The organism is Bacillus sp. JJ664, assembly GCF_036962205.1.
Taxonomy (GTDB): domain Bacteria; phylum Bacillota; class Bacilli; order Bacillales; family Bacillaceae_G; genus Gottfriedia.
Genome location: NZ_JBALMS010000059.1, coordinates 17,848 through 44,465 on the forward strand (window position 1 = coordinate 17,848; position 26,618 = coordinate 44,465).

Genomic DNA, 26,618 nt, shown 5'->3' on the forward strand with positions numbered 1-26,618 from the left:
CCAGCTACTTAATTTGTTCAGCACGCGCCTTCCAATGCGCTTCTTTTTCTAAGTTAAACAGGGGACGATTGATTTCACTTTCCTTATTAACATCGTGTAACACTAAGTAATTACCTTCTCCACGATGTTCAGTCCATTTTAATTCCGCTAAAGGAGAATCCATTTCCTGTCCTATATGATGTAATTCAATTGGTTGACCGTCCAGTAAAGGAGCATAGCCTTCTTCCATGCGTTCTAAATTGGTTCTCCCAAATTGATCTTTCACTTCATAATTAATGTCAGTTCGGATTAATGCTTCACGACTATTGACAGTTGCTTCTTTTAATTTAGCTTTATTATAAATATTGATTTCTTCTGGGCTAGCATCTTTTAAAACCTCATCTAAAGGTTTAAATCTTTTCCCTTCGTTGAGAACTACTTCCTTTGACTCAAGTGTAACAGCTTCCTTTTTTTCAGCTACTTCTTCTGTGCCTTCTTTAACCGCTTTCTTAGCTATCGCTTCGACACCTTCATGAAATGTTTTTTCTGCAACAGCTTCATTTCCTTCCTTAATTGCCTTTTTAGCAACAGCCTCTGTTCCTGCTCTCACAACTGTTTTCACCGCAGTTTTTCCAGCTTCTGTTCCTGCCTTCACACCAACAGCTGCGCCAGTTGCTAATCCAGCAGTCGCAACAGTTACACCTATCAATGCTACATCAATACCAGCCGCTATAGCAAAAGCTTTCCAATCTCCTTCGCGGACTGCATTGTATTCAGAAACACCAGGAACCATTTCCGCCACAAACTTCGTTGTATCTCCGAACTTTCCATCCTTAGGAGCAATTTTAGACACATAATTCTTATGGTAATTTCCCATAGATTTATGTGCTACTTCTCCAACATTTTTAACGCCCTCGCAAACAGCGTCAAGAGATTTGCCAAAATCAATTTCCATCATCCGCTTCCTCCATCGTTAACACAATACAAATTTCATCAATTTCTTCTATTATAAGTCCTTTAGTTTTCTTTTGAATGAATGCTCTTAATGTATCTGGATTGTCTGACTCAACAAAGCCAGCAAATGTCGTTTTGGGCAATCTAATAATGTCGAATAACAGATTTCGTAGGATAGGGATTGAGCTTACATTCCAGATAATATGCCCTTGATGGTTCGTATAAGTTGCAATTATTTTCCTCAAAAATTTTCTATTTCCACGAGAAACTTCTAAACTATTCAAAGCACTAATAAGTTCGTCCTGTTTGATTTGGTCATGTGGCAACCAAGGTTCCATGATAGCTTTAATTATTTCCGTTCGAGACTGACGAATCGGTTTGATTACAGTAGGATTCTCATTGATATATGGAGTCTCTATGACATTAGCTTTATCAACCATGGTCAGTACTGGACTGATCCAGTCATTTTGATAAACGACAGCCACCCCACTGGGTAATTTAGCAATTTCATTGACTTGATCAGGCGTTAATCCCATAGAGCGTCCTACTGCTTCACGGTCGTTTGCTTCAGGTGTACGCAAAACAATCTTGGTATTCGTATTCTTAATTGCAGCGATATCTACTGATGAAGGTGATTGGTCAACAATGATGAAACCTTCACCATAAGTACGAATCTCTGCAATAGTGTTAGTCAACATCTCAACTGACTTACCAATTAAATCAGATTCTCCACCAGCTGATGTGTTCTTCAAAAGATTATGCGCTTCTTCAAGTACAGTAACGTGTTTAAGCCCAACATTATTTTCTGACTTCTGATCAACCCTATATTCATTCAAAATATAAACCATAAGCCCCATGATGAGCGCCTTAGTTTCACTAGATTTAACACGGCTAATATCTAAGATACAATTCTCATCAAAAAGTTTTTCGTATGGGGTTTGTTCATTTGTAAAGATGAATTTGTTCAATCCAACTGTAAGAGACTTGACTCGAGTAGTTAAGGCGCCGGTGTAGTTTCCTTTTACCTCAGCAGAATAGTCAGTTTCATCTATTAATTTTTCAAGTTGTACCGCAAGAATTTCAAAGTCAGGGTATTCGACTTCTTCAACTTCAAAAGTTGAAGAGCCCAAATCCCAACCAACTTCTTCATATGATTTCAAAATTGCTTCTTTGAAAAACGCTGGCATTGCATCATACATTGGCCAACATACACTGAATAATTCAACTAAACCATCTACGTGTTCAAGTACATGAATTGATTCCGGAAACTTGAATGGGTTTAAGTTAATCAATGGTGCGATATTTGGATTTGTTGAGTAAACATTTACATCATCCCAATTTCCAAATACATCCTTATATTCCCCTTTCGCTGGTTCAATAACTAGGAATGGAATTTCGTCTTGGTGTAATTCATTGAGCAATTGATAAACAGTGTTACTCTTACCCGATCCAGTTGATCCAGTAATTAAGGTATGCATATTCAAACTCTTATTATCAAGTTCAACTGTTTTGTCAGTGATTTGGCCTAGATCAAACACTTTACCTAACGTGATGCGTTCTTTTGGATTATCACTAGATTTCTTCGGGAACAATTGATACGAATTAACCTCTTTACCAAATTCAGCGTGTTCAATTACAGGCATACCAGGCACTGTATTTCGAGGCAGGCCCAAGTGAAGTCCAAGTTCTTTACCACTAACAGCTGTTGACGCATTGGTGAACACATTCCCACCATATACAAACTGTGGATGAACAAATCGTGACAAGTATTGAGTCAAGTCCCCAAAATTATTGAAGTTACTGCGCCAAGAGTTGATAGCAGACACTTCACGACCAGAGTTTTCACCGTTCATTAACGATCGATAGTTGCTTGCAGCAATCTCGGCAGCAGACATATCATCGGAAATAAAGTATCCCGCAACATTCCACATCCCATAACTATCAAACTCATTTGTTCTTTTAAGCTGACTATCGATAAGTTGTAGCATATCCGTGATTGCTTTATTCTCTACCGTCTTTGTAACCGAACTTGAAGATGATTCAGTAACTTGAGCATTTGGTGCAAGTGATTGGAATAGTCCACCTAATGTTCCACCAATTTGACCACCAAGCATAATTCCTACTGGGTTAGCAATGGCAATACCAACTACTGCACCAATGACTCCCGAAGTCGTTCCAGCAATCATTGCCGCCTTTTGTTTACCATTCATCTCAGAGAATGATTTGCTCTTTGACTCAGAATTTGAAATACTGTCATTTAACTGTACTTTTTGTAATGGAGATAATTCCGTATAAAGTCTTTGATAGCTTTTTCTCACCCTTTGAATTTCATCAGAAGATGAATTCTGAGCAACAATTATCCCTGTAAATTGACGACCGTGCATCGCTAGAGCAAGCTTTTCTAACCCTTGAACAAACTGTTCATTTCCTTGTTCCTTATCCTTTTTATTGTTACCGACGACACTAACTGAAGCTACATTATGTTGCTTAGCTATTGTAGTTGATAATGCTGCAATTTTAGAACGATCTTCATTTTCGATTTTCACACCAGGAAAATGCCCCACAAGTGTATTTTTTAAGGTATCTCCTAATGTTACTGTCGAGCGATTATCGCCATTAGACCGAACTCCTAGATAAAAATCAGTTTGCTTACCATTAGAGTCAATCACCACGAACACTGATGATTTATAGGTTTGAAGCGTATTAAAAACTGTCGTAAATTTATCGGTTACTGGCTCACCTTTTTGATAAACCATCTCTGTGATTTTATATAGACGAACATTATTAATGAGATCTTCTTCAAGCGCTGGCAATCCCAAATTCTCAAATGGGGCAATCTCCATCTCTGTCAAACGAGAAAGTTCTCTACGACGAATCGTTTCATCAATGATATCTAACTTGACATCTAGCTGTTCTGCTGGAGATAAATTCTGGTAAACAAGTTCTCCACCTTGTGTTTGCATTAATTCATTATTTATCATCAACTTATCCTCTCTCAATTATTTTCAATTGATCGTCAAAATTCACCAACCAATCATTATCTTTCTGTAATTTACGTTCGTCATCAGAGAGTCGATCCAATGTCTCTTCTTTTTGTGATGTCTTTTCAATAATTAATTTTTCAAGGTGTTCATGATAATCTTTAGAAACATCATCATAGAATGTTTTCAAGGCATCTGAAACTGCGTCAATAATTTCTTCTGCTTTAGGAATAGTAATTTCACTAGCTTTATCACGCCACTTACTAATCGAATAAGTAATTTCAGGCACTAACGGTCTTGGTTCCACTCGTTTATCAAACAATTTCTTTGCCAAACCAAACAAATCTTCTGTTTGTTCTACCATTCGTTGTTCCCTATAAGATAAGAATTCTTTTGTTAAATCATTAATATAATATCTAGAGAAATCAAAAACATTTTTTACCGATGATTTAAAACCATCGTATGCATCTGCAAAACAATATAACGCAGAAAACGATCTGAAAATTTCATCCTTTTCAGATTTGAATATAGCATTCACTTCAGTGATAAAGGTTTCAAAATGGGTAGATAAATCCGCTGAGTATTCTCTTGCGGCATTTGTAGCTTCTAAGTCATTATTATATTTATTTTTCTTTTTTCGCCAGTTTTGAATCTTATCGTAAAGTGTAATTTTTGCCTCAGTTAACGTTGATGAAATTTCCAAAATATCTCTTCTGATGAAGCGTTCATTGACATCCTTTAATTTCTGAATTGACTCTTCCAATGAATCAATTTGTTTGTGAACATCAGCGTTTTGAATTCTTGACTCTTCATTTTCCACTTCAAGAATTTTTGAAAGTGAATCAAACTCTTTCCTAAAGACCTTTATTGACTTCACTACATAGTCTGCAATTGGATAATTATCTAAGAAATTGCTTACCATTTTATCATTCACAGCAGAAACAATTTGATGGCGCGCTATTCCTTTATCCTGAATTATTCGTTCGATTTGCGTCTTATTCAAATCGGGATGGATAAAGAAAAATAGTTGTTTTTTATTAACGTCGTGTCTTGATTGAACAACCTCTAAAAAATTTAGAAATTCTGCTCTGGTTTTTTCATCAATATAAAAAAGAATCGGTGTGTTGGTTAAATCCTTAGGTAACTCATTAACAGTATTTGCATTTTCTAAAGTAAGATCTAAGTCATCAAATACAGCAGTATCTATATTTGGCGCTTGAATTAACAAATATGAAAATGGTTCATCGAATAATTCAGAATTCTCAAATCGAAAACTAGCATTATCAAATTTTCGATTTGACGTTGTGTTCAGCCATGTTAATAAATCATCAATCTCTTTGCTTTTTGTACGTGAATCTTCTAATTCATTCTTAAAGAAAATTCTCACATCAGCAGGGGTTGTTCCGCCGCGAGCTTTTGTTTCGGGCTTGATGCTAACCCCTGAATCTACAAATACTTGTTCCAATTCCTCAAAATCTGCTTTTGTTCCAGAAAAATCTAGATCAAAATTGTAACCATTCATCTCATTATAAAAAACAGCAGGAATTTCTGTAATCCAAGCTTGCAATTTCCCTTCTTGGTATTTCTCTACAAGACTATTTATTTTTGGTTCTTGCCCATTAAATTTAACTTTAGTTTCAAGCAAATATGGGTTATAGCTTAATTCTGCTTTGACCATTACTTTCTCTCCTGACAAAGTATATTCACGTAATGAAGTATTCAAAATGCTTCTAAATTTTTGTTATCTTTTAGTTAAAAATTGGTTACTAAACTAACTTGCTCGTTCAATACAATTATTTCAAATTTAGAAAATGTTAACAATCCTTAATTTAACAAATTGGACCAATTGTTAACATTATTTATTAAAAAAATTTACTGCGCAGTATGAGTCTACTATGCATTAAGAATGATGACTTAATTTTTCAACTAAACTTCCATTTACTTAAATAAAAAAGAGTCATAAATATGACTCATAATCTTCAACTAATGCGCCAGTTAGTTGAAGAAGATTCATTAATAGAAAAATCTCTAATCATAAACTTCTTTCGTCTTCTTCTAACACTCGAATAAAATAATTTAGAACAAACTGTTTATATACCTTCTTTAGATTTTTTGAAAAAAGTGTACCGAATTCTAATGTCTCCCACTCATCATGCGGTTTTTCATCTAATGCTAATAACATAGAAGACAATAATTCATTTTCAAATTGCATTTTTATAATTTCAGTATTTGTAGTTAAGCCTTTAATAAAGTTATAAACCTTTGAATCCCTTCGTAATTCATCAAGCATATCATGGACTTCACAACATAACGCTATCATTGAACCTTGTCTTATAGATTCAACTTCTTCCGAAAAAGAACTCATTCTTTCATCTACGATCTCAGCTAATATATATTTTTCATAATTAATATTTTCAAAATCAATATTGTGTCCAAATCCTCCATAACTTCTAATCATATCTTGGTACATCCAAATAATATTTTTAAGAGTTTCCTTGAGTTCATCAAAATTTTCAGTATGTAATTGGAAAAAGTTGTACATTTTAATTCTCCTTTCAGTTCTTAAACTATCTCTCGTTAGTTGAATAGGTGTGAGCTGAAAACTTTACTTTAAGTCAATTTACTTTCGAGTTACACTAACTTTCTTAATAAGTAATTTATCAAATAAAAACAAGAGGATTCCGACTAAGATTGTTACAGAAATAATGAACCCAAACTTGAAATTTTTAGAACCATTTACAAAATCAAATATTGTAAGTCCATTTGCAATTAAAATAGTTAAAACCAAAATATATCCATAAATTTTCTTTGCCATAAATACTCCTCTATTAAAAAATAAGACTTTTCATACGATTCAAGATAATGAACTAACGCTCTCGTTAGTTGTTGTTTAATATTCTTCTCCTATTTTTTAAATCCCAATTACCAATTTGATCTAATTCTATTCCCCTATTTTTTATTAATCATTTTATATATCGACAGCTATTATCTAAATCGTTTAAAGAAAGCTTAATTTGTAATATAAAAAGTAATAACCAGTCAATTGACTGGTTATTTGCATGACACTGAAAGAATCCTATTAATCCCACAATCTTTTATTAGTTAGTATTTAATAAAGATAATTTTATTATGATAATTGATATACTTTTCATCAATTCTGTGTTTTAGAACTAATTTTGTATTATGAATTGGATTAGATGGGTTAACGTGTTTTATTGTTAAGTCAGACAAATCGATAGTGATGGCTCCATTATCAAACATTGCATGATCAATATGACATAACACTACCATATTTTCTTTTATATCTGGACCATTGTGTTCTCCACCTAACGGTTGTATATGATGAACTTCTGTAGCAAATTCGTTGTAAGCAATTTCTACCCTTCTACCACATAACTGACAGGTATGATTATATAATTTTTTGAGTTGGGCAACTAACTTATGATCACGAATCGTTGTTTTAACTGATCTGGTTACTTTAACTGGATTTTCATTACCCGTTTTTATAGAAATAGATTTAGATTTTTTAACTTTATAATGTTGAGTCTTTTCTAATACTCTTGGTCTCATAGAACCGATTGGCTCCCTTTTGATATCTTGTTCAGGTAACTTAGTTGGTAATGTTTCATTAACTATACTATGTTGTTTAATTAAAAAATCGACTCTTTCTACGTGTTCTGTATTTTCAACTTCTTTTTTATCTATGGTTTTATTAGATTCTTCATTCTTTAATTCAAAATCAAAGTCTAAATCACTTTTAGACTGTTCAACTGGTAATTCATAAGGAACTTCTAGATACTTATTTTCTCTATTGTTATCTAGCTTTATTCTTTGGTTGTTTTTATTGTTCCGTTCGTTACCTTTTACTTCTAAGATTGGTTTGTTACTTAGAGTTTGAGCGTTCTTGGATATTCCGAGTTTATTAAAATCAATCGTTTCACATGGTATATGCAAATAGTTTTTCTCTTTATAATTATAAATTGGGTATGAATTTTTAAACTTTAAGGGATTCTCACTATATGCTTTCAATATTCTACTTATATATGAATCACTTATTGTAGTTAATTTTAATTTTTTTGAACTGTCTAATTCAAATTTAACACCTGTAAAAAGTATATCTTCTACGATATATCTATTATGATTCTCAAGAAATCCCCTAATTTGTATTTCCAATAGTTTATCCCAAATAGGAATTACAAGTATTTCTTGTCCTTTAATAGTTCTTGTTCTATAATAACCTCCTACTATTTCTGGATTATTTGTATATAATATATTAATTGCTTCCATCACGTCTAAAGTGGTAGCACTTTTTACATTCAAATTATGTGGAATATATTCAAAAAGTACATTCTTATATTGATATTCCATTTGGTTATCCCCTAATTTCACTCTAATTTATTATTTATTATATCATTCAAAGACAAATTATTATTGTTAACCTAAATAAAAAAAGCATTGGAAGTTTGTATATCCAATGCCATTTTTCACTTAAATGGTACAACGAAATAAATCTCAGTGTTTGAGTGGTTTTGTAAGTTTTTTATATACAATACTCTTAATGAATTTGAAACATTTATAGAATTTTACCCTTTGGTAGAATAGAAAAATTTTATCCTTAAAATTCAAAAGTTAACTGACCTTTTTCAACTTTATATAATTGTTTTAATTTAAATTCCCTATATGCTTTGAGGAATCTTTCCAGTGCCAGCTGCGGTTCATGTTCCCTATAATCTATTACCATAAAGAAATAACCTAATCTTTCTGCATATTCTTTTTTATTTCTATCATTTTCTTGTTCTTTTCTAAAACCAGCTTCTGTTCTATGAAAGTGTTCATGGAATTCAAAATGTTGTATACCATGCACTTCGATTATTAAATTTTGAGATGGAATAATAATATCGTATTGAAACCTTTTTCTTGGTAGACATTCTCTTGATTCGTGATTAATCTTATTTTTTTCTAGAAAATCACAAATAATATCCTCACCATTAGAACGTTGGCATTTAGAACATTTCTTACCACTTTTATAATGTCCTGGAGTAATCCAATGAGGTGGATGACCACACTTAAAATCGATTGCTATTTTCTCAAAATTACCTTTGTAATCACCTTTAACCCATTCGTGACCATTGTTTTTAATAGTTTTAATCAGTTTCAATCTAGCTTTTTCGCTTCTGTCTTTATTCATTTGATTAGTTTTTTCTCTTCCACATATAGGACATCCTCTACCATGTTTTTTGTACAAATTTGGAGAAATCCAATGAATCGGATGACCACATTTAAAATCAATACCAATCTTCTCAAAATTCCCTTTGTAATCACCTTCAACCCATTCATGACCATTTCTTTTAAGCATTTCAATTAAATCCAATTTAGCTTGTATTGAACAATGACCACTACATTTAGGACACCTATTCCCCATTTTATAGTTATCTGCTGTAGTCCAATGAGGTGGATGACCACATTTAAAATCAATTGCAATTCGTGATTTTTTGCCTTTATATTCACCTTCAACCCATTCGTGACCGTTCTCTTCTAACATCGACATAAGTTCTAATTCAGATTTTTTTGATTTTTTAATACCTCTGACTCCATCATAACACTTTGGACAACCTCTACCTCTGATGTAATCTGATCTTTTAATCCAATGGGGACTATGTCCACACTTGTAATCTATATTTAATTTAGTTCCTGCATTTACATATTCATTTAATAGTTCGTGATTACGTTCTTTGACAAGTTTTACTATTCTTTCCTTAGCTTGTATTGGGCATGAGCCTGCACACTTTGGACAGCCATGCCCTTGTGTGTAACTATTAGGAACAATTGAATGAGCAATGTGACCACAATTGAAATCAATTAATACTTTTTCTTTACTATTCTTATATGTACTTTTTAGAATATGATTTTTTTCTTCTAACATATCCGCTAATTTATCCAAACTGTTTTTAATTTGCGGGTGAAATTCTCCGGTTTTTTTATATAACAAACACTTCTCATCTAATTGAATTCCCCTGTATTCCATATTGAAATTCCCCATTTCAGCCATTTGTTAACTTGGTTGCAAGTAACCATTAAATTAAAACCTATCTACAAGCATTCAAGATCCCTACAGTCGTTCAAATTGTCAATTTAATGTGTTTAATAAAGTTAGAATATCATTATTCATTGCTACTCCCCCTTTAAAAACATTAATACCATCGTTTATATTAATAATTTTATTTTAAAAATCATCTCTTATTCCACTATACTGCCAGTTAGTTTAAGTGAGATGTTTCACAAATAGATTTTTATTTTTACATACTCTTGAATAATTAAATGCTGATAACCCATACTTTTGTTTAAATGTGCTTCTTTAACTGATATGCTTTCTACAATAACTAATACCTTTAACCGGCATACTCTATAATCAAACCACTTTTTTATAAGTTAATAAGTTACAATTCTTTACTTTAACTAGATTAGTATAAGATCTATTAATAAATAAACCAAAATTATTATTTCAGAGAAGAATTAAAATATCTATGCCGAAAAAATATTCGAACTACTAATTAACCATCTGTAGGACAGGTACCACCAGCAAAGTTTGAGTTCATTCTAAACAACCATTTAACCATGTATATATTTCATTATTAATCTTGTTAAACATTCTAATAAATACAAAAAAGCTCTGTTGAGATTTCTCCACAGAGCCTGAGATTGTACTGCTATTGCTGCTGACAAATATAACCGTAAATGAGCGCAATCCCTTCGTTTTATAAAGATGGTTTGCTACAAATAAAGTAAAAGCCGAGGATTATTCCTCGGCTTTTACTCAATGTTTGTATTAGTTTAATGTTACTACGATTGGAGAAGCAACGTTAATAGTGTTTCCATTAACTGCAGCATCTTTGATATCGATTGTTGATTTAGCAACAAGTGTTACTCCATCAGTGAAATCTTGACCTACTAATGCTTTACCGTTGATAGTAACAACAACTTTGTTAGCTGTTGCACCAGCAGTAGTTGCAATTGTAGTTCCTGTAACTTTAACACCTTTAACGTAAAGGTCGAAGTCAGCTGTATCAGCACCACCTAGAACTACATTTTCACTTAAAGTTAATGTTACAACTGATTGTGGATCATCAGCAGTTCCGTTTGCATCTGCATCATTAGTAATGCTTGTTACAGCAACACCAGTTACAGTTGGACGAACGTTTTCATTTAAGTTTAAAGTAGTGTTGTACTCAGTCATTACATTGTTGTTAGCAGCTTTTACGCCAGTTACTTTAACTGTACGTACGCCAGTGAAAGCATTAGAATCTGCAGCTAATTTTAATGTAACTTTGTTACCAGCGATTAATGTCGCTGATTCTACTGTTGCACCAGCAACATAGTAGTTAGCTTTGTTAGTAGCAGTTGAACCTTCTACTGCAACAGCAGCATTAAAGTTAACTGTTAAAGTGTTGTTGTCAACGATTGCAATTGAATCTACAACTGGTTTAGAGCTATCTGAGTCAGTTCCGCGAGTAAATGAAACCGCAGAAGTTGCAGCAGCATTAGCATTTCCAGCAGTATCTGTGAATAAGCCAGCAGTTAAATCAGCAGTGTATCTTGCACCACTTGTTAATGCAGCACCATCATAAGAAACGTCTTTTAATTTTACAGTGAACTGATTTGAAGTTCCAGAAACTGCAGTTACGTTTGCAGATGCAAAAGTAATATCCTTACCAGTTTCAGTTACGAAATCTTTAACGCGAGTTGCGCTTAGAGTTACTGTAGCACCACCTGTGAAAGTAGCATCTTCGCTAGTAGTGAATGTTAATACTTCAAGACCTGAAGCATCTTTAGAAACTACAGCAGAAGTTACTGTTGGTTTTACAGTATCAGAACCGAAGTCAACGATTCTTGAAGTTGCAGCACCAGCTTCACCTGATAAGTCAGCGAATCCAGCACCAATTGCTACTGTTGCGATTCCTGAAATTGGGTTAGCAAATGTTACAGTGTAGCTAGTTTTATCAGTTGTGCTTTGAGCAACTGAAGTAGCAGCAACGCCACCAATTGTTACTGAAGCAGCAGTGAAGTTTTGTACTTCTTCGCTAAATTTAACTGTTACTTTTTTAGCGTTTACTTTAGTAATGCTAGCAACTGTTGGAGCAACTCCATCTTTAGCACCTTTTTGTACTGTTGTTGTTACTGGGTTTGGATTAGCTAAGTTATCAGCGAAATCTAGAACACCTAAGAAAGTAAGATTAATATCTTTACTTGAAGGTACAGATGCATTAGATAAATCTAAAGTAACTGATTTTCCGCTAATACCAGGTACGATACCAGAAACTACTGTACCATCAGCTAATTTAGCAGTGATTGTTCCAAAACTCTTAACTGGCTCAGAGAAGTTCACTTTTACGTGTGAAGCATCTACTTTTTCAACACTTACTAATGTTGGAGCAGCTGAATCAGTGTACTCTACTTTTTGAGCGTAAGCTGGAATAAATGCACCAGTTGTTGTTTTTACTGTGTCTTTTACTAATTCTAATAAGTAAGTACCAGTAAATGTATTTGTTGTCGCAAGATCATTTGTGATAGTTAATGTTTTACCATCTTCACTTAATGAAGCACCATGTACTAAACCTGCTAATGCAGTTCCGTTAGTTTTGAATACTCCAGCTTTTAATTTTCCATTTGTATCAATCACTGTATCAGCATTGATTGCTTTATTGAATTTAACTTCTAATTGTTTAGCGTTAATTGCAGTTACACTAGCAACTTTTGGAGTAGCTAATTCTTCAATTTTAGCTAAAGCGTCAGCTTTCATTTTATCAGCAGCAGTTTTGAACTCAGCTTTTTTAGCTTCAGTTTTTACTTTAGCGATTAAAGCAAGTGCTTGAGCGTAAGCTTGTTCTACTTGTTCTTTAGTAGTTTCAGCAGTTACAGGTACACCAGCAACTGTTTTAAAGAATGCATCAACAGCAGCGATTGCTTTTGCTTCGTTTTCAGCAGCAACGATTACTGTTTGATAGTATTTGTTGATAGCAGCTGATTTCTTAGCTACTTTAGCAGTTAAAGAAGCTTTTAATTTAGCGTCTTTTTTGCCTAATTTAGCAACTTTAGCTAAAGCTGCTTTTTTAACTTTAGCAGAGTTTGAAACGTCCGCTTTAGTTTTTACTGATAATTTGTAGTATCCGTCTACCGCTTTTGAAGCGTCTTGAGCCGGAGTTAATTTTGCAGCAGCTACAGGAGCTACAGCAGATGCTACCATTGCAGCTGTTAAAGCTGTAGTAACGATTTTTTTGTTTTTGTTAAATGCCATTCTAGTGTTCCTCCCTGTGATCTTATGTAGTATTTTACTAGAATAAAAGATGCATTCTCCTACTCTAGGTATTAACTCAAACGTAGGTAAATATCTCTATTCCCTACTGTCAAATTTACATATTTTGTAAGAATTTGACATAATTTACTAAATGGTTAACAACGCTAGTATACAACAATTAAATCGAAATTTGTACAAAAAATTTTAAATATTAGTAATAATTTTACATTACAATCTTTTCAGTTTTGTTACAAACGCTTTGTTGTACACTTAATACATCGTCATTAATAGTCATATTTGTAGTCTTTTTTTAAAGTTTTTTATTAAATTCTAAAAGATAAGACCATTCTCCTACTTTTGTCGAAAAATTTTTGTGAAATCAGTTCCCTTTTTCACTATTTTCGCCGAATTCAAATTTTTTCTAGTTCGAGAAGAGCAGAACTTATGTTACATTAATAGAATAGAAACGATATAGATTACCATCTTAGGAGGGAACATCCTTGATCCAATCATTGCAAAAAATAATTGGCAATCGAAAATTAAAAGAATATGAAAAACTAGTTTCTGATATAAATGCACTTGAATCTTTCTTTGAAGATCAAACTGATGAAGCTTTACGTGAGTTTACTTATACATGGAAACAAAAAATTAATAATAATGAAGCAACGATTCACGATTTGAAAGTCGAAGCATTTGCTTTAGTACGTGAAGCTTCGAAACGAGTACTTGGCATGCGTCACTATGATGTACAGTTAATTGGTGGTCTATCATTATTAGATGGAAACATTTCTGAAATGCCGACTGGTGAAGGAAAAACATTAGTTTCTTCATTACCAGCGTATACTCGCGCACTTGAAGGAAAAGGTGTTCACATTATTACTGTCAATGAATATTTAGCTCGTCGTGATTCTGAGCAAATTGGCCAAATTCATGAATTTTTAGGACTAACTGTTGGATTAAATATTCCAGACCTTTCAATAGAAGAAAAAAAATCTGCATATAACGCTGATATTACATATGGTATCGGTACCGAATTTGGATTTGACTATTTACGTGACAATATGGTGAGTTCACCTGAGGAACAAGTACAACGTCCATTCAATTATGCAATCATTGATGAAATTGATTCTGTATTAATAGATGAAGCAAAAACACCATTAATCATTGCTGGTAAAAAATCAGCACAATCACATTTATATTTACTATGTGCAAGATTTATTCGTACTTTTAAAAGAGAAACGGATTATTTATATGATGAAGAGTCAAAAGCGATTGCTTTAACAGAGGATGGTATTTCAAAAGTAGAAAGAGCCTTCTCAATTGATAACTTATATGACTTAGAACATATGACTCTTTTCCATTATGTTCATAACGCTTTACGTGCTGAAGTATTGTTTGAACGCGATGTTGACTATATCGTTCGTGACGGAGAAATTCAATTAATCGACTTATTCACTGGTCGTATCATGGAAGGCCGTTCGCTAAGCAATGGATTACACCAAGCGATTGAAGCAAAAGAAGGATTAGAATCAACAGAAGAAAACCACACAGTTGCTTCTGTAACAATTCAAAATTACTTCCGTATGTACCCTATCCTTTCTGGAATGACTGGAACTGGTAAAACAGAAGCGAAAGAATTCTTACAAGTTTATAATATGGAAGTTATTCAAATTCCAACAAATCGTCCGGTTATTCGTATCGATCATGAAGATGCAATTTTTGCGAAAACAGAGCAAAAGCTGAAAGCCGTTATTACAGATGTGAAAACGCGTCATTCAAAAGGACAACCAATATTAATTGGAACAACATCTATTCGCCAATCTGAGATTGTTGCTGAGTTATTAGAAAAGGAAAGCATCTCATTCCAATTACTAAATGCTAAGCATGTTGAAAAAGAAGCAGAAATGATTGCACTGGCTGGCCAAAAAGGAATGATTACCATTTCTACAAACATGGCTGGTCGTGGTACAGATATTTCACTTGGTGAAGGTGTACCTGATCTAGGTGGATTACATGTTATTGGGACAGAGCGTCATGAAAGTGAACGAATTGATCTTCAATTAAAAGGACGTGCTGGTCGTCAAGGTGATCCTGGTTCATCACATTTCTACTTATCACTAGAAGATGAATTATTTGTCCGTTACAATCATGAAAAGCTAGAAAAATATGTGAAACAAGTAAAAGTAGATGAAAATGGAAAAGTATTAAATTCTACGATTCAAGAGTTTGTTTCAACGACACAACGTCTATGTGAAGGAAATCAATACTCTATTCGTGAATGGCAACTTAAATTAGATGGCGTTGCAAATGAACATCGTCGTGTAATGTACGAATTCCGTAATAATCTGCTAATTAACGATATCGATTTAGAATGGCTAACAAAGCAAGTAGATCAAACAATTGAGAAATCACTGAAGATCTATTATCCAGAAAATAGTGTTGTGGAAGAATGGGATCAATTAGAAGGTAAAACTGCTCTTGAACAACTAATTCCACCACTTCGTATTGATACTGAGCATTTAGAAGATGATCAAGATGCATGGCAAGTTGTTAACGAGGCACTTTCTGTTTATAAAGATCTTCTAAATAGTCTTGATGAAGAATTAAAAGAATCTGTTGTAAGTTTAATGAAATATACTGCTTTAGAGATTGTTGATCAATATTGGACTGAGCATTTAGACCATTTACAGAATCTAATAGAAGGAATTCATTTAAGACAGTATCAACAAGAAGATCCAATCCGTCTATATGAGTTCGATGGTTTCAAATTATTTGAAACAACTTTTTATCATATTCAACGAGAAATCTCAGCAAATCTTGCTTCAACATTTCAAGATTTAAGTAACCCAGCACTTGAGGAGGAGGAAGAACATGTTTTCATCGATTAAGCGTTTATTACAAAAAGGTAAAGACTCAACTGTTTCTTCGAATGATTTATTACACGATTCTTCTAATGCTCTACCTGAACAAACTGAACATGAAGCAGTGGAAGAAATTTTCCCTAAAATCTCATTTCATCCATTAATGTATATTGAGGATGAAACTCGCTATGTTTATCAATTTTTAAATAATGAATTGCCTCCATTACAACCTAACCAGTTGTCATTGTCAGCCATTGATATTGAAGTTGATGAAGAAGGTGCAATGGTAACGGCATTCGTACGAAATAGCTTAGCAAAATCTATTCTATTACAAGATGTTAACTTATTACTTTTAAGCGAAGAAAGAGAGCTTTTAGCTAGAAAAGAATTTAGCTTAGAAGAGCTTGGGGAATTACCTGCTTCTAGTAGTCGTCCGTGGCGTTTCTATTTTGAACGTGAAACACTATTAAAAGAAGAGCTTCCTAAATCTGGATTCCAATTAGCTTTTGATTTAACAAAAAATGAGCATAAGTTAGACCTAGAACCAACTTGGGAAGCACAATTATCAGATGTGCAAAAAGAGGAATTAACGAAACTTGTTGCTTCATTACCTAAGCTTGGTGAAAACGAACTTAGTTTGCACTCCATTTCTGCTAGTTTAAAAGAGGATGGAAATTTAGCCGCAACATTATTAATTCGAAATGGATCAAAACAAGCAGTAAATCTTGAAGTATTACCATTAGAATTATTTGATGAAAACTTTGAAATTATCGCACGTGGTTCATTTACACTTGCACCACTTACTATTTTGCCGAATACAAGTAAGCCATGGACGTTTATCTTCCCGGCTAGCTTAGTTGAAAAGCAAAAATTTACAAAATGGAGTGTAAGAATTCCAAATCAACAAATGATTTAAAGCCAAAAGCTAGAGAACAGTATTTGTTCTCTAGCTTTTTTTCATCTCATAATAATCTTCTACTAATTCTTTTATTAATAACAACTTTTCATCTCCTAACTTCAATTCGTTTTCCACTTTTTGATGAATATAAATTCCAATTAATTTTGCTGCTTTACTCATCTGCTGATCAAATGTGTAATAAGAAATTGGCAGAATAACATCATCTCCATTTCGAAATCTTATTTTCGTTTGTTTTTTCGTTGGTCGATATTGATCAATTTGTATAAAGTTTAACCATTTACAGGAAGACTGATTTGGTGATGTTGTAGGAATCATTAGAATAGATAATGTGGGATTCACCATAAGAGGAATTTTTTTCATTGTTGGATACTTGTTTTTCACTATCTCTAAATGACCTTTTACTGAGTAATGATATGTAAGTGCTGATTCATTAATAAGCGATTTTGCTGTTCGTTTTGAATAAATGATTCCTTTGTTTTTATCTGTAATTTTCGTTAAATATTCTGGGTGGTCTGCGGGTTCAAGTAACATCGTTTCATATGAAATAACGTAATCTAACTTTGACATTTTTACCTCCCTTTAATGTATTTCCTTAATAAAATTATATCAAAATCATGTCTTATAATTTATGACAGTTCTTTGACCAAATAAAGGGCTTCTAGGGAAAAAAACAAATTCTTTCATAAAATCACTTCAATTATCAATTTTTCTCAACATATCCTCCTCAAACATTAAGTTTCATGCTCAAAACATAAATTTACACTTACTTTTTCTTTTCATTTTTGAAGTTTTCTCAGATGAGGTAAGATATTTAATTTTATATAGTTACATCACCGCGGAATATCAATTGGCGCGCCTAAAAAGGGCGAAAAAATGAAAACGACTCATTGTTCACGAAAACATACAAATTCAGGAAGAATCAAACCTGAAACATTTGAGCAGTGCCTGGTCCATTATTCACCAATGGTTAAATCACTGATCAAAACACTTAGGATTTATAAAAACTTTGAGGATTATTACCAAGTTGGATTGGTTGCTTTGTGGCAAGCATATGAACATTTTAAAGAGGAAAAGGGTAGTTTTTCTAACCATGCTTATACAACTGTTCGTGGCCATTTATTAAACGAAATGACGAAAGAAAGTAAGTATGATCAACGTTTCGTTGTAGTTGATTCATACAAAGAAGATGTACACTATCATGATGAAGCATTTCTATTTGACCAATTTAAGAGTCACTTAGATGGCGTTTCTTCATTACAAAAACGAATCATAATAGACCGCTTTTACTTGAGTAAATCATTTAGTGAAATTGCAAATAGATGTAAAATGCCGGAAGCGAGCGTTCGATCAAGTTATCTTTATGCGTTAAAAAGATTAAGAAAACAAAAAACTCAAGGTTAAATCAACAAAAAAAGAGTAATCAATTTGATTACTCTTTTACCCTACGCAACAGAAATGATTAAAGACATTTCTCCGGCACCTTCGAAATTCATTGTTAATTCGATCGGTGTTTTAATATTATGTAGCGTTGTATTTCCTTCCCAAACAGTTGGTGGCGTAATATCCATCTCAACTCCTTGCTCTGATGCAAATGTGCTTAAATTACCAGCAATCATATTACCTAACTCACCTGTAAATGAGATCAGTATCTCATTTTCTACCGGCATACCGAACATTGCTAGTGCAAGCTGGCTAAATGTATTCGTTGGTCCTTTTAAAATCGTTTGTCCCCTACAATCTCCAGTCATTCCTACAAGTACACCTAAGTGTGCTTCTACAACATTTCCATTAAGCCTTTTCGGTTCGCCTATTGTAAATGTTAATGGGATAACAGTTTTAATTGACTGAACTGCACTATTTAACAATTTAGTAATGATCATTGAATCGCTCATAATTGTCTCCTTTTTATAAAACTTTTATCCTATCTCTAACCCCATATATTTTTCTATGTATTATATCGGCAGTTTTTCAGGAATTTTAAAAATTAAAAAAATTAAATATCATTCTTCATACCTAGTTCCTAATTGACTAAACCCCACTATATATTGATAGATTTCCTTTATTCGAGCATCTTTTTACTAGATGTCGAAAAGAATTTAATTACTTATTAATTTTTATTACCTTAAAGCATTATGAGAAACCTTTTCATAACAACGAAAAATGAGCTAATTGAACTATAAATATAAACGAAAAAAATTTCTTTCGCTGTTACAAATTCTTACAATTTATGAATCATATCCATTATATAATTTGAACTAGTTCTAAATGATTTCATTTCTAAAGTACTAATTTTTATTTATTCTATGTAATTTGTTAAGAAAATCCTCCAGAAAAGGGCAAACCAATTGAAAGATTGGGACGCAAAGCAACTGATCTTCCGTTCTAGAAATCTTTTACTTTCCTGCATGACTTGCAAAGTTAAACATATATATAAAATGTATGTTTAACTTTAGGTAAATTGATTCATTCTACAACGAAGATGGCAGTGCTACCTGGGTGTCATATACCTAAATTTTTGGGAGGGCTTTATTAATGCAGGCACGTTTACACGAATACCAGATCGAACCAAGCTGGACAGATTTACTTTTAGAATGTATTGATGAAGGAATATCACCAGAAGAAGTTCGTGCCTTTCTTTACAATTGCATTAAAGATTCAAGTCAGAACTAGGAGAGCCTCTATCTTTTGTGATATACTTTTTGCAATAGTCAAAAAGATAAGAGGTAGCAATGTATGATTGGAGAACGTATCAAAAAACTACGCTTACAACATGGAATGTCTTTAACAGAGCTAGCAGAACGCGCAGGCATCGCAAAATCCTACATAAGTTCAATTGAACGGGGCTTACAAAGTAACCCGTCAATTCAAGTGCTAGAGAAAATAGCTAGTGTCTTTAACACGACAGCAGAAAACCTTTTAAAAGAAGATGATATTGCACCAACAAAGACGATTGATTCGGAATGGATGAACATCCTTCAAGAGGCAATTAATTCGGGTATTCCAAAAGAAGAATTAATGAAGTTTATTGAGTTTAATAAGTATAAACAAGGTAAATAATCCTTTAGATTAAGTTAATCACTTGGTCTAAAGGATTTTTTATGTATATGTAAGAAAGTAGTAGTCTCTTGGAATTAACGAAGGTTCTTCAAATAAATTAAAATGGAATGACTAAATAGGTAAAGGCAGAGGATATTTAAATCCTCTGCCTTTACCGTTTTAATTATAGATTTGGTAAATCTAATAATTTTACAGAATAAGCATGCTTATAGTTGCCATCTTCGTCTAAGTATTCAACAACTAAAAGTCCACCTAAATCTACCCCAACAAATTTGCTTACGTCAAATGTAAATTCTTTTACACCAGGACTTGCAACACTTTGTGCGAAAGGAGTTTCAGAAACGCCACCAGTATTATGATTTGGAGTTTCAAAATGATATCTAAATACTACGTCGAACTCATTTGAATTTTTTACTTTAAATTTAATTTTGTTATCATTGTATCTACCAGCTTCCCATGATAACTTTTGTTCGTCTACTTTAATCGGAGTCTCTGTTTGAATTAAGTTAATCACTCGATCAAAGTTTGCAATTGCACTGTCTTCTACTGATTGACCAGCTTCTTCAATTGCAGTTTTAGCGCTAGATTCTAGACCAGCAATTAATGTATCTAATTGACCATTAATACGAGCTACTTCAGAAGTAAGATGAGCAAGCACCTCACTCGTAGCTGTATTTTTTTGACTTTCAACTTCAGCAGCTAATTCACTCTTCACTCGGTTGATTTCTTTAATTAAATCTGAAGTCGCTTTCCCTTTAACCAGTAAAGATGAGTCTGTTACATCTTTTACATTTGCAGCTTTTGCGTTATTAAGTACAGAAGTAATATTTGTCTGTAATCCAGAATATTGATCATTTAAAGTCGAAGTTGTGTTACCTTTCTCTGCATTTACTAATGAATCAAAATCTCCACCAATACTAGACATGAAAGCAGCTAATGCATTTTGTAAAGAAGAAATATGCTCTGCTAATTTAGCTTCAATTTTAGATTTTGTATCTGATTTTTCAGCTACTCCAGCAGCATCAATTCTACCTTTAGCTGCATCTCGATCTGTATTTGCCTTTGAATTAATACTTGCTTGGGCATTAGGAATCTCACCAGCTAGAGCTGCTTTAACAGCATCCATTGCCGCAGTAATTTTAGCATCTCCCCAAGCCTTAAACTGCACACCAGCATTCGTGTTAGCAAACGCTACACCAGTTGATCCTAAAATTGTTGCTGCTGCAATCCCCGCTGCGATTTTACCTTTTAATGATAATACGTTTTTCATTTAAAATCTCTCCCTTAATATGTAGTTTTATTTTTTATATAATACTTGTTCTTCATTGAGAACAAGATGTTATAACATAGTTATTTTTCTACCTTTTCAATCAGCATTTCTAAAAATATTATCTTTTCTAGAATATACTGTTTTACGAATGAATCTTTTTCATTTTGTGCCAATACTTTAAGTTTTGAAATCGTTTCTTTCGTTTTATTTACTTCGATTTCAACTTGTTCTTTGGCAGTTTCTAAGTTTATATTTGTACCACTTTCAGAATTGATATTTGGTAGAATATTAGAATCTTCATAAAGTTCGTCTAAAATTGTAGTTGTTTTCCCTTTTACTTCTTGATTGATTGAATCAAAATCCTGATCTAAATTACCCTGATTGCTTTGGAAAGCTGTACTCATATTTTTTTCATTCTTTTCTAATTCACTTTGGATCACATTTTCAACTTTATCTTGAATATTCTTAGCTGAATCTTCAATTTCTTTAGTTGTATTTCCTAATAATTTCTTTGTTTCTTCATCAATATTGTCTTCGTTAGATCTCAATGTGACGTCAAGCTTCTTACTTATTGTACTTTTTGCTTGATCAGTCTTTGAATTGCCCCAAAGATCAAATTGTTTTTTTATGTCTGTATTAGCATAAACACTCCCCACACTAATGACCAATAACAAACCTATTATTACAATAGGTAAGATTCTCTTATAATTTTGTATACCCTTCATATCCCACCTCAAATTTGTATTATTCTAATACCAATGGTTTTGGAATACTATGAAACGGCGATAAAGAGTATAATACATAGCCTTTTAAATTATTTATTGATATCGGTCCTACACTATTATCTCTACTATCTAAACTTTCCCCTGGTGTTCGATTATCTCCCATTACAAATAATGTTCCATCAGGTACTGTTACTTCCTCCATGTCCACTGATTTACCTAAAGTAGCGACTTCGGGTATTGCTTCATTATTGACAAAAACAATGCCCTCTTGAATTTTCACCTTGTCACCAGCTACACCAATTATTCTTTTTACTATATCAATACCCTCTGTTGGTTGAGTTAAAATAGCAACATCACCTAAATGAGGTTTTTTATAATATTTTGCAGCTTTATTTACTATTATTAACCCTCCATCTTCTAAAGAAGGGCTCATTGAAAGACCACTAACTTTCGATATACCAATTACATTATGAAAGATAAAAAATACAAATAGTAAGAAGAAAATATATTTAATCCAACCTATTAATTTACTAGAAGACTTTTCAACTCTCTCTTTTACATGAACACTACTTGCATTTACCTGGCTCATACAATTCTCCCGTTATTCTGATTTTTTATCATCTTTATCTTTTTTAGGTTCATTTTGACCCTCATCTTTTTTATCTTCATTAGATGAATTATTGTTTGAATCATCTTTTGGTTGATTTTCATCTTTCTTTGGTTCATCTTTTTGATTAGAGTCTTTATCTTTTTCTTTTTCTTTGTCTTTTTCTTTGTCTTTGTCTTTATTAATATCTGCAAGCTGATCCTCTGTCGATTGATCAATTTGATCTTTTACTTTATCTTTATCTTCCTCATTTTTCTTTTTCATTTCTTCTTCAACTTCTTTTCTTTTTTGCTCAATTGCTAGTTGTACTTCAGCGCTTTTTTGTTCTGAATAGTGAACGATTTCAGACGTTGAGTTCTCAATATCTGTTCGAATCTGTTCAATTAATTTAGCTTTTTCAATTTCTGTTTTTGTTAATGCTGCTTGTGTAATTGAATCTTTTGCCTCAGTAATCTTTGTTTGGTACCAGTTTGTTACTAAGGTGGACACATCAGCTTCACCAAAGGCGTAACTTGTAGAAGTGATTACAATACCGCTGGCAGCAATAATACTGAATATAATTTTATTTTTCTCAGAATTTTTTTTATGCTTTTTCTTACGGGTAATCATTTCTTTACCCCTTTCGCTTCTCATTTTGTTCTGTATAAAGAACAACCTTACAATGTTCATTATATAGAACGAATTTTCAAAAAACAATACCTTTTTCATATAAAAGATACATCAAATATCGACCTTTTTTCTCATAATTTGTAGAAAAGTGATACACAAATAAAAAAACCAGCACCAGCTGGCCATGTTAAAGTTCCTCACTATTTTTATCTGGTTTACGAATTAAATGAAATCCATATGATACTAGGATGATTCCAAATAGCATAACTAAAAGATACAGTATAATATTAGCCTGAAATTCTTCATAAAAGTAACCAACCAACGGAATTGTTACACCACTATATATAGAAACAATACTTTTACTAGTAATGATCCAAGGATCCTGTATTGGGTTTGCATCTCCTTTTGTTCGGTAAAGCTCATATTCATGCCCTTTGACAATTTCTTTAATACGATGAGTTACAAGAATTTTTTCATTGTATGGCATTCTGAATGTGATAATATCTCCAGGTACTAGTCTCATATGGTTTGTCCACTGTTTGACAAGAATAATTGAACCAGTTTTTAATGTTGGCTCCATTGATCCAGAAATTACATAATATACTTGGTGTCCGAAAAATGTTGGGGGTTCACCTTTCATTTTTCCCTCAATTACTTTATATGACATTAATAACAGAACAACTAACATGAAAATGTTAATAAACCTAGTAAATACTTTCATATCACTTCTACCTCTGATTGAGCAATCCACTCTACATAATAAATTCCTGTCTTAATAGCGTATGCAGGTAACTCTATCATGTTCATAAAATAAATAAAATAGACATTTTATCGTTCAAAATGTCTATCTATTATATGGTTTTTATTCCAAATGATACGATATATCCATAATAATTCTAGATTCTGGATTATCACTATTAAATGGTGCTAATCCTTTTTCATATTTACCTTGTAGCGTAAATTCTCTTTCTCTATTTTCCACTAGACTTCCCAAAGGAAAACTACCCTTTGAAAATTCGTCTAATGAAATCTTTTGATCTTTGTTGAGATCAAATCCAAGATTAATAAGGAATGTAGGAGTGTAGATTTGGTCACCAAATTTTATCATTTGAATGTTAATATATTGTGCTTCATTTTGGTTCTTTTTTTGCAATAAAAGCCCTTTCAAAGTAATTCTCGTGATATCTTTTTTGCCTGTGTTTTTCAGTATGTGTTTGATTTCATACAATGAGCCATTTTTTTCTTTTTCTTTTACATAGATTAAATCCGTTGTTTTTGTGATTTCTTTATTTGATAGATCTAACTGTACAGTTGTGTATGGGCTTGTACTTACAGTGGAAGAAAAGGTGTAGTAAGCAATTGTGCTAATCAGCATGATGAGTAGTCCTGAGGTCATTAATAAGAAGCCGAGTTGTTTTTTATTCTTCTTTTTCATCAATTCACACCCTACCACACATAATATATTTGTTTTCATTATTAAATGTATTAGGTAAACGTAAATATATGTCAGTCACAAATGCTATTTTTTAAATTGGAATGGAAAGAATATACTTTTTATATATGAAGGTGAACGCTTTAGTATTTCTTCACCTACAGCAATCTTTTTGCTGTTTTCTAATAAATAACCATTCATTTTTGAACCAAATCTTTTTTCTATTTCTTGGTGGGCTTCTTTTAAGTAGAAGACTCTATTTTTTGTGTTATGAGCATCTGAGGCTATACAGTGCGTTAGATTGTTTTTTAGTAGTTTATTAGTGTATTTTTGAATTTTGCTTCCAAATTTGCCGACTACACTATTTGCAGTAATTTGAGTTAGCGCACCTTTTTCAACTAGTTCGTAGAGAAGATTAGCATTCCGATGAAAAACCGCATTTCTTTCAGGGTGTGCAATGATTGGTACGATCCCATCGCAAACTAAATTATGAACTAACTGACTAGCATTTGATGGGACAAAGCTTGAAGAAAATTCAATTAAAATATGTTTTTGTTTGTCATCTAAAAATAAGTATTTACCTTGTATTAAGTCAGTTTCAAATTGACTTGTTACTCGAATTTCATGGCCAGGAGATACAACTAATGGTATTTGATGCTTTATTAGCTCTTGGTTAAACAGATCTACCGTTTCTTTTACATGCGCAACTGAAGTAGAATACTCTCCATTTTGAGTATGTGGTGTTGCAATAATTTTTTTGATACCTTGGTCTACTGCTATTGTTGCTAATTGAAGTGCATCATCCATTATTTGTGGCCCATCATCCAAGTAAGGCAAAATATGACAATGTATATCAATCATGTTTGACATTCTCCTTTTACTTACTATGTAACTCTAGTTTATAAACCTAAATGACTTCTTAATTCTTTAGAAATCGCTAGGCGGTTCTTATTTGGAATTTGATAATAGTAAATGCCATTAATCATTGTTCCATTGCCTTCAACCTGCTTTTGATCAATGATCTCACTCGCTGATCGGTAATCTTTTTGAATTTCATAAATATCGTCTACTTTAAAATTCGTTACTAAATTTTTTCGAATAGATTTTAGAATGTCATGATAGCTTAGTAGATTATCAATTCTAGCGCCCTCTTTTATGACACCTTCAATAATTTTCCGTTGTCTAGCTTGTCGACCAAAATCTCCGTCGGGATCTTCATATCTCATCCGTGAAAACTTCAATGCATCATCACCATCTAAAAATAAAGGTCCAATGCCAAAATGAACATCTTCAAATGTAAAGTCGAGGGTATTATTTACTCTCACACCACCTATTGCATCAACGATATCTTTAAATCCCTCCATATTGACTTGTAAATAGTAGTCAATTGGAATATTTAAAAACTTTTCGACTGTATGAATGGTCATTTGCACACCACCATAAGCATATGCGTGGTTAATTTTATCCATTTTCTTTTTGCCAACAATCTCCGTACGCGTATCCCGCGGAATGCTAACAATCTTCGTTGAATGCTTTGTTGGATTAATGGTTACAACCATTAATGAATCTGAACGTCCACGATCTCCTTCTCTTTTATCTACGCCTAAGAGTAAAACAGAAAATGGATCCTTTTCGACAACTTGAACTGGTTCAATTCGTTTTTCAGTTTTCTTAACTGGTTGATAAATAACTGTCGTTGTTTTCACAACGTCACGGTAAATATAAAAACCGCATGCGCTTACGATGATCAAGACAGCTAATAACACAATACCAGTCCGAATCAAAATCTTTCTGTAATTCACACCAACCTGACCCCTTTGACCAAATGACTTGGCAATATTTTTTATCTCTTTCTTCTATTTATATGAATTCATACTTTTTTTCAGAGCAAATAATTCTCTGTTTCTGTGACTTTTTTAGAATTAAAATAAC

The 26,618-nt window shown here is 32.7% G+C and carries 23 protein-coding genes and 1 riboswitch; of the genes, 5 read left to right on the forward strand and 18 right to left on the reverse strand.

Translation table 11 applies throughout. The features are described from left to right. Positions 1–4: 4 nt before the first annotated feature. The 8 genes from V7056_RS10775 to V7056_RS10810 form a co-directional block, all read right to left on the reverse strand. Positions 5–937 (reverse strand): HNH/ENDO VII family nuclease, encoded by a 933-nt coding sequence (locus tag V7056_RS10775; RefSeq protein WP_499701791.1) that lies wholly within the window; start codon positions 935–937, stop codon positions 5–7. After that, positions 924–3,914 (reverse strand): ATP-binding protein, encoded by a 2,991-nt coding sequence (locus V7056_RS10780; protein WP_499701793.1) that lies wholly within the window; start codon positions 3,912–3,914, stop codon positions 924–926. The genes V7056_RS10775 and V7056_RS10780 overlap by 14 nt, the downstream gene beginning before the upstream one ends. A gap of 4 nt (positions 3,915–3,918) precedes the next feature. After that, positions 3,919–5,592 carry a hypothetical protein gene (locus V7056_RS10785; protein ID WP_499701795.1) on the reverse strand — a complete coding sequence of 558 codons (1,674 nt, stop codon included), beginning with the start codon at positions 5,590–5,592 and terminating at the stop codon, positions 3,919–3,921. A 354-nt stretch (positions 5,593–5,946) separates the two neighbouring features. After that, positions 5,947–6,456: a hypothetical protein gene (locus tag V7056_RS10790; protein WP_499701797.1), complete on the reverse strand. Its 510-nt coding sequence runs from the start codon at positions 6,454–6,456 to the stop codon at positions 5,947–5,949. A 78-nt stretch (positions 6,457–6,534) separates the two neighbouring features. Further along, positions 6,535–6,729 (reverse strand): hypothetical protein, encoded by a 195-nt coding sequence (locus V7056_RS10795; RefSeq protein WP_464958066.1) that lies wholly within the window; start codon positions 6,727–6,729, stop codon positions 6,535–6,537. Positions 6,730–7,016: 287 nt separating this feature from the next. Further along, the gene (locus V7056_RS10800; protein ID WP_499701799.1) at positions 7,017–8,282 is read right to left on the reverse strand and encodes an HNH endonuclease; all 1,266 of its coding nucleotides are present in this window, start codon (positions 8,280–8,282) and stop codon (positions 7,017–7,019) included. Positions 8,283–8,529: 247 nt separating this feature from the next. Next, positions 8,530–9,939, reverse strand: coding sequence for a hypothetical protein (locus V7056_RS10805; RefSeq protein WP_499701801.1), 1,410 nt, complete (start codon positions 9,937–9,939; stop codon positions 8,530–8,532). Positions 9,940–10,740: 801 nt separating this feature from the next. After that, positions 10,741–13,206, reverse strand: coding sequence for a hypothetical protein (locus tag V7056_RS10810; protein WP_499701803.1), 2,466 nt, complete (start codon positions 13,204–13,206; stop codon positions 10,741–10,743). A 500-nt stretch (positions 13,207–13,706) separates the two neighbouring features. Here V7056_RS10810 and secA2 point away from each other — a divergent pair, with 500 nt between their 5' ends. Both secA2 and V7056_RS10820 read left to right on the forward strand, forming a co-directional pair. Next, the gene (gene secA2, locus V7056_RS10815) at positions 13,707–16,094 is read left to right on the forward strand and encodes an accessory Sec system translocase SecA2 (RefSeq protein WP_499701805.1); all 2,388 of its coding nucleotides are present in this window, start codon (positions 13,707–13,709) and stop codon (positions 16,092–16,094) included. After that, complete coding sequence (locus V7056_RS10820) at positions 16,078–16,983, forward strand: accessory Sec system S-layer assembly protein (RefSeq protein ID WP_499701807.1); 906 nt, start codon at positions 16,078–16,080, stop codon at positions 16,981–16,983. Before secA2 ends, V7056_RS10820 begins: the two co-directional genes overlap by 17 nt. Before the next feature lie 30 nt (positions 16,984–17,013). Here V7056_RS10820 and V7056_RS10825 read toward each other — a convergent pair whose 3' ends face one another. After that, on the reverse strand, positions 17,014–17,553 hold the full coding sequence (locus tag V7056_RS10825; protein ID WP_499701809.1) for a competence protein ComK: 540 nt from the start codon (positions 17,551–17,553) through the stop codon (positions 17,014–17,016). A gap of 306 nt (positions 17,554–17,859) precedes the next feature. Here V7056_RS10825 and V7056_RS10830 point away from each other — a divergent pair, with 306 nt between their 5' ends. Then, complete coding sequence (locus V7056_RS10830; protein WP_499701811.1) at positions 17,860–18,387, forward strand: sigma-70 family RNA polymerase sigma factor; 528 nt, start codon at positions 17,860–17,862, stop codon at positions 18,385–18,387. 41 nt (positions 18,388–18,428) lie between these two features. Here V7056_RS10830 and V7056_RS10835 read toward each other — a convergent pair whose 3' ends face one another. Continuing rightward, entirely contained in the window at positions 18,429–18,878 is a 450-nt protein-coding gene (locus tag V7056_RS10835; protein ID WP_499701813.1) for a chemotaxis protein CheX, read from the reverse strand. 433 nt (positions 18,879–19,311) lie between these two features. Further along, positions 19,312–19,374: riboswitch (cyclic di-GMP riboswitch) on the forward strand. Positions 19,375–19,518: 144 nt separating this feature from the next. On the opposite strand from V7056_RS10835, the gene V7056_RS10840 reads away from it, so the two are divergent. Together V7056_RS10840 and V7056_RS10845 are read left to right on the forward strand one after the other, a co-directional pair. Then, positions 19,519–19,656: a hypothetical protein gene (locus V7056_RS10840; protein WP_499701815.1), complete on the forward strand. Its 138-nt coding sequence runs from the start codon at positions 19,519–19,521 to the stop codon at positions 19,654–19,656. 63 nt (positions 19,657–19,719) lie between these two features. Then, positions 19,720–20,043 carry a helix-turn-helix domain-containing protein gene (locus V7056_RS10845; protein WP_499701817.1) on the forward strand — a complete coding sequence of 108 codons (324 nt, stop codon included), beginning with the start codon at positions 19,720–19,722 and terminating at the stop codon, positions 20,041–20,043. 163 nt (positions 20,044–20,206) lie between these two features. Here V7056_RS10845 and V7056_RS10850 read toward each other — a convergent pair whose 3' ends face one another. The 8 genes from V7056_RS10850 to V7056_RS10885 all read right to left on the reverse strand — a co-directional run bounded on the left by V7056_RS10850 (position 20,207) and on the right by V7056_RS10885 (position 26,488). Beyond that, the gene (locus V7056_RS10850) at positions 20,207–21,313 is read right to left on the reverse strand and encodes a hypothetical protein (protein WP_499701819.1); all 1,107 of its coding nucleotides are present in this window, start codon (positions 21,311–21,313) and stop codon (positions 20,207–20,209) included. A gap of 80 nt (positions 21,314–21,393) precedes the next feature. Continuing rightward, a complete protein-coding gene (locus V7056_RS10855; protein ID WP_499701821.1) occupies positions 21,394–22,038 on the reverse strand; it encodes a hypothetical protein in 645 nt (214 codons plus the stop codon). Between the two features lie 19 nt (positions 22,039–22,057). Beyond that, positions 22,058–22,627 carry a signal peptidase I gene (gene lepB / locus V7056_RS10860; RefSeq protein WP_499701823.1) on the reverse strand — a complete coding sequence of 190 codons (570 nt, stop codon included), beginning with the start codon at positions 22,625–22,627 and terminating at the stop codon, positions 22,058–22,060. A 12-nt stretch (positions 22,628–22,639) separates the two neighbouring features. Then, entirely contained in the window at positions 22,640–23,254 is a 615-nt protein-coding gene (locus V7056_RS10865; protein ID WP_499701825.1) for a hypothetical protein, read from the reverse strand. A gap of 187 nt (positions 23,255–23,441) precedes the next feature. Then, positions 23,442–23,975, reverse strand: coding sequence for a signal peptidase I (locus tag V7056_RS10870; RefSeq protein ID WP_499701827.1), 534 nt, complete (start codon positions 23,973–23,975; stop codon positions 23,442–23,444). 141 nt (positions 23,976–24,116) lie between these two features. Beyond that, positions 24,117–24,689 carry a hypothetical protein gene (locus V7056_RS10875; protein ID WP_499701829.1) on the reverse strand — a complete coding sequence of 191 codons (573 nt, stop codon included), beginning with the start codon at positions 24,687–24,689 and terminating at the stop codon, positions 24,117–24,119. Between the two features lie 84 nt (positions 24,690–24,773). Then, positions 24,774–25,547 carry a tyrosine-protein phosphatase gene (locus tag V7056_RS10880; RefSeq protein WP_499701831.1) on the reverse strand — a complete coding sequence of 258 codons (774 nt, stop codon included), beginning with the start codon at positions 25,545–25,547 and terminating at the stop codon, positions 24,774–24,776. A gap of 38 nt (positions 25,548–25,585) precedes the next feature. Further along, positions 25,586–26,488, reverse strand: coding sequence for an LCP family glycopolymer transferase (locus tag V7056_RS10885; protein WP_499701833.1), 903 nt, complete (start codon positions 26,486–26,488; stop codon positions 25,586–25,588). Positions 26,489–26,618: the final 130 nt, after the last annotated feature.